Origin of the sequence: uncultured Nevskia sp. (genome assembly GCF_903885465.1) — a bacterium.
GTDB lineage: Bacteria > Pseudomonadota > Gammaproteobacteria > Nevskiales > Nevskiaceae > Nevskia.
The window spans coordinates 1-4,114 of sequence record NZ_CAISIQ010000470.1 but is presented as its reverse complement, the minus strand read 5'-3'; the positions used below and the strand labels follow the sequence as shown (position 1 = coordinate 4,114).

At 64.7% G+C, this 4,114-nt stretch carries 6 protein-coding genes and 1 pseudogene; all 7 read right to left on the bottom strand.

The features are described 5' to 3' along the window. A pseudogene (locus tag QZY06_RS18340) lies at positions 1 to 339 on the bottom strand (proline--tRNA ligase); the annotation flags it as partial. 93 nt (positions 340 to 432) lie between these two features. After that, complete coding sequence (locus QZY06_RS18335) at positions 433 to 1,236, bottom strand: crotonase/enoyl-CoA hydratase family protein (RefSeq protein WP_295686778.1); 804 nt, start codon at positions 1,234 to 1,236, stop codon at positions 433 to 435. Positions 1,237 to 1,302: 66 nt separating this feature from the next. After that, entirely contained in the window at positions 1,303 to 1,689 is a 387-nt protein-coding gene (locus tag QZY06_RS18330; protein ID WP_295686776.1) for a hypothetical protein, read from the bottom strand. 48 nt (positions 1,690 to 1,737) lie between these two features. Then, positions 1,738 to 2,469: a molybdopterin-synthase adenylyltransferase MoeB gene (locus tag QZY06_RS18325; RefSeq protein ID WP_295686774.1), complete on the bottom strand. Its 732-nt coding sequence runs from the start codon at positions 2,467 to 2,469 to the stop codon at positions 1,738 to 1,740. Beyond that, positions 2,466 to 2,840 carry an MmcQ/YjbR family DNA-binding protein gene (locus tag QZY06_RS18320; protein WP_295686772.1) on the bottom strand — a complete coding sequence of 125 codons (375 nt, stop codon included), beginning with the start codon at positions 2,838 to 2,840 and terminating at the stop codon, positions 2,466 to 2,468. The genes QZY06_RS18325 and QZY06_RS18320 overlap by 4 nt, the downstream gene beginning before the upstream one ends. Continuing rightward, a complete protein-coding gene (prmC, locus tag QZY06_RS18315) occupies positions 2,837 to 3,799 on the bottom strand; it encodes a peptide chain release factor N(5)-glutamine methyltransferase (RefSeq protein WP_295686770.1) in 963 nt (320 codons plus the stop codon). Before prmC ends, QZY06_RS18320 begins: the two co-directional genes overlap by 4 nt. Continuing rightward, positions 3,799 to 4,114: peptide chain release factor-like protein (locus QZY06_RS18310; RefSeq protein ID WP_295686768.1), on the bottom strand; the 316-nt coding region annotated here is incomplete at its 5' end. The genes prmC and QZY06_RS18310, both read right to left, overlap by 1 nt.

The following is a 4,114-nucleotide window of genomic DNA, read 5'->3' as shown; positions in this document are numbered from 1 at the left end:
CACTTCCTCGTGTGTCGGGCCGTAGCAGAATTCGTTCTTGTGGCGATCCTTGAGGCGCAGCATCTCGTCGCCCATCACCTGCCAGCGACCGGATTCCTGCCACAGCTCGGCCGGGTGGATACTCGGCATCAGCACCTCGGCAGCACCGGCGCGGTTCATTTCCTCGCGGACGATGTTCTCGATCTTGTGCAGCACCCGCAGGCCGATCGGCATCCACGAATAAAGACCCGACCCCAGTTGGCGGATGAAGCCGCCACGGAGCATCAGCTGATGGCTGACGATCGCGGCATCGGCCGGGGTTTCCTTCGACGTGGACAGCGGAAAGCGGGACAGGCGCATGGCAGGCAATCAGCGGGAAAAGACCGGCGCGGATTGTAGCGTTCACGCGCCGGTCCCGCCCCGCAGGTCGGGCCTTGCCCGACCTACAAGGCTTTACTTGCCCGTGAACTGAGCCGGACGCCGCTCGACGAACGACTGCACGCCTTCCTTCACATCCTCACTGCCCATGATTGGCGCGAGATCCTTGACCAGACGATCGATCGCCCTCTGGTCGCCGTGCTCGATGGCGATGCGCGAGGACTTCAGGCTGGCGTAGACACCGAGCGGCGCCTGCGCGGCGACTCGTTCGGCGATCGCAAGACCGCGCTCGAACTGCTGGCCGGCCGGCGCAACTTCCTGGACCAGGCCGATGCGCAGCGCTTCGGCGGCGTTGAACTCGTCGCCGGTCAGCAGGTAACGCTGGGCATTGCCCCAGCCGAATTCCTGAACCATGCGCACCGTCGCGCCACCGACCGCGTAGATGCCGCGCTTGACTTCGATCTGGCCGAAGCGGCAGTCATCGGCGGCAATGCGGATGTCGGCGGCCAGCGCCAGCTCGATCGCCACCGTGTAGCAGATGCCGTGCATCGCGAACACGACGGGCTTGGAGACGCGCTTCTCGGGAATCAGGCCGAACGGGTCGCGCTCATGCTCGGCGAGGTCAGGCCATTGGCCGGACGAGAACGCCGGCGTCCACTTCGGCAGATCGAGGCCGGCGGTGAAGTGCTTGCCGTTGGCGTAGACCAGCGCGCAGCGCAGTTCGGGATCGGTATCGAGCAGGCCGTAAGCCGCCGCGAGCTGGTGATGCATGTCCAGGTCGAAAGCGTTGTACTTCTCCGGCCGATTGAAGGCAATCAGCAGCACATGGCCGCGACGTTCGGTCAGGATTTTCGGTGGGGTGATGGCGGCATCGGTCATGTCAGCTCCTCTCGCGTTGTCGTTCTTGTGAACAGTCGTACCGATATTCTGCCAGTCCGCGAGGCTTCAGGCTTCGACGTCGAGTTCCTGCTCGACGATGGCGCCATCGAGCGACCACCAGCCGCGCAGCTGCAACACGCCCTTGATCGCCAGTGATGCGGTCAAGCGCAGGTATTCGGGGTGATCAGCGAAGTCTTCCGCCAGCGGCGGATTCGGCAGCTCCGGCCGATGCCGGTACAGCGCCCAGATGCGCTTGCCATGCGTGGCCAGCATCGTCTGCGCCTCGGCGATCGACGCGCCGGCGGCCAGCGGCATCCAGCCATTCGGCACGCTGTTCTCGCCGTCATCGGCGACGACCAGGCTCAGGAACGGCTCGGTGGCGATCTGCGCCTCATGCAACAGGCGGATCGCGAAACGGCGCGGGATCAAGATTGGCGTGCTGGGCGTTGGCATCTTTGGAATCAATCGGTTCAGGGTTTGCCGCAAACACGGCAAGTTTGTTCAGTGACTGCCGCATACGCGGCAGCGCGGATCACGGGTGATGTTCAGACGTCGCCATGACAGTTTGAGCGCATCCCAGAGTTGCAGGCGGCCGGCATCGTCGCCGATGCCGAGCAGCGCCTTGATCGCGATCAGCGCCTGCATCGCGCCGATCACGCCCACCACCGGGCCGAGCACGCCGGCTTCCTCGCAGGTTTCGGTCGCTTCGCCATGCTCGCCGAACAGGCAGGCGTAGCAAGGACCGCCCGGCACGAACAGCGCGATCTGGCCTTCGAAGCGGATCGCCGCGCCTGACACCAGCGGCTTGCGGGCGGCGACACAGGCGGCGTTGACCGCGAAGCGCGTCGGGAAGTTGTCCGAGCAGTCGAGCACGATGTCGGCCTCGCTTATCGCGGCAGCAAGTCCTGCGCCGTCGAGCGGCCCGGGGCGCGTCTCGATCACGCATTCCGGGTTCAGTGCGCGCAGGTTGTCGGCCGCCGCATCGAGCTTGGCGCGACCCAGATCGGCACTGCGATAGACGATCTGCCGCTGCAGGTTCGAGCGTTCGACGTGGTCACGGTCGCTCAAGATCAGCCGGCCGAGCCCGGCACCGGCGAGATACAGGCTGGCTGGCGAACCGAGACCGCCGATGCCGATGATCAAGGCGGTCGAATCGCGCAGCAGGCTCTGGCCGTTGACGCCGACTTCGCGAAGTACGATCTGGCGGCTGTAGCGCTGGAGGTCGACGCTCACGACCGGGGCTCGCCGATGCTTAGATGTTGCGTCAGTAGTTTGGCCGGCGCGATCCGTCGCCAGCCGGCTTCGATGATCACCTTCAAGGCCGTCTCGCGAACCCCAGGCAGGCGGACGAGCAGGCGGTCGTAGCCGATGTAGTGATCTGTGATGAAAAAGGTTTTCGGATCGATCTGCATCCAGTATTCGCGGGCAGCAGCATCGGCCGGCACCACCAAGGTTTCGCCGTCTTCGCGTAGCCTCAGAAACAGTTTGCCGCGCAGCTTGAGCGCTGGCGTGCCATAGCTGGTGCCATCTTCGACACCCGGCAAGGCCAGCGCCAGCCGGCGCACATCCTCGAAGCTGAGTCCAATCGATTTCTTGGCCGTCATTCGCTTTTATACCCGGCTTTACGGCCGCCACTGACGCGCTCCTGCCCGCCGAAATCACGACGCGTTTCGAGCTCGGCGAAGCCAGCTGCTTGCAGCAAGGCTCGCACCGCTGAGCTCTGGTCGTAACCGTGTTCGAGCAGCAGCCAGCCGCCCGCTTTCAGATGCGCAGGCGCATCGCGAACGATCTCGCGGATCGCGTCCAGTCCGTCCGCGCCGGAGGTCAGCGCGAGGCGCGGCTCGTATCGGAGCGCGGAGAGGTGGCTATCGCCTTCGGCGATGTAAGGAGGATTGGAAACAATCAGATCGAAGCTGTTTCCCCCTCTCTCGTCGCAAGCGCTTTTGCTCAGGCCTTCTAACCAGGATGAGCAGATGAACTCGACGTTGCTCACTTCATTGAGCCGCGCATTCTCGCGAGCGACATCGAGTGCCGCTTCGGACACATCGGTGGCGATGACGGAAGTACTCGGTCGTTCGCTGGCGATCGCCAAAGCAATCGCGCCGCTACCGGTGCCGAGATCGAGCACGCGTGCCGCAGCAGTCTTCTCGGGCAACAGCGACAGCGCCCACTCGACCAGCGTCTCGGTATCCGGCCGCGGAATCAGCACATGGGTGTCGACCGCCAGCTCCAGGGTCCAGAAGCCTTGGCGCGTGGTGATATAGGCCACCGGCTCGCCGAGCTTGCGGCGCTCGATCGTCGAGGCGTAGCGCAGCACGGTCGCAGCTTCGATCGCGTCCTCATGGCGCAAGCGCAACTGGGAGCGTTCGCTGCCAATCAGCCGGGCGAGCAGCATTTCAGCATCTGCGCGAGCGCTGTCTGACGTGGCTTCCAGTTCCGACTCGGCCCAGTTCAGCCAGTCGCGGACGGTGCCCGGCGCCAGACCTTCGACGGTGGGTACCGGGCGCGGCGTCGCATCGCTCGGCAGCTGCGCTGCAGGTGCCGCGGTTTCTTCCACCGACATCAGCCAGCATCCCCGGCGCTGGCCATCAGCTCGGCCTGATGTTCGGCAAGCAGCGGCTTGATGACGCCGTCGAGTTCACCGGCGATCACCCGATCAAGCTGATACAGCGTCAGGTTGATGCGGTGATCGGTGACTCTTCCTTGAGGAAAATTGTAGGTGCGGATGCGCTCGGAACGATCGCCGGAGCCGACCAACTTCTTGCGCGTCGCCGCCATCTCGCTGTCCTGCTTGCTGCGCTCGGCGTCGAGCAGCCGCGAAGCGAGCAGGCTCATCGCCTTCGCGCGGTTTTTGTGCTGGCTACGCTCTTCCTGGCAT

Bases quoted from the DNA above. Each gene is read 5' to 3' on its own strand.
- QZY06_RS18335 (WP_295686778.1), bottom strand. From the start codon at position 1,236: ATGACCGATGCCGCCATCACCCCACCGAAAATCCTGACCGAACGTCGC.
- QZY06_RS18330 (WP_295686776.1), bottom strand. From the start codon at position 1,689: ATGCCAACGCCCAGCACGCCAATCTTGATCCCGCGCCGTTTCGCGATC.
- QZY06_RS18320 (WP_295686772.1), bottom strand. From the start codon at position 2,840: ATGACGGCCAAGAAATCGATTGGACTCAGCTTCGAGGATGTGCGCCGG.
- prmC (WP_295686770.1), bottom strand. From the start codon at position 3,799: ATGTCGGTGGAAGAAACCGCGGCACCTGCAGCGCAGCTGCCGAGCGAT.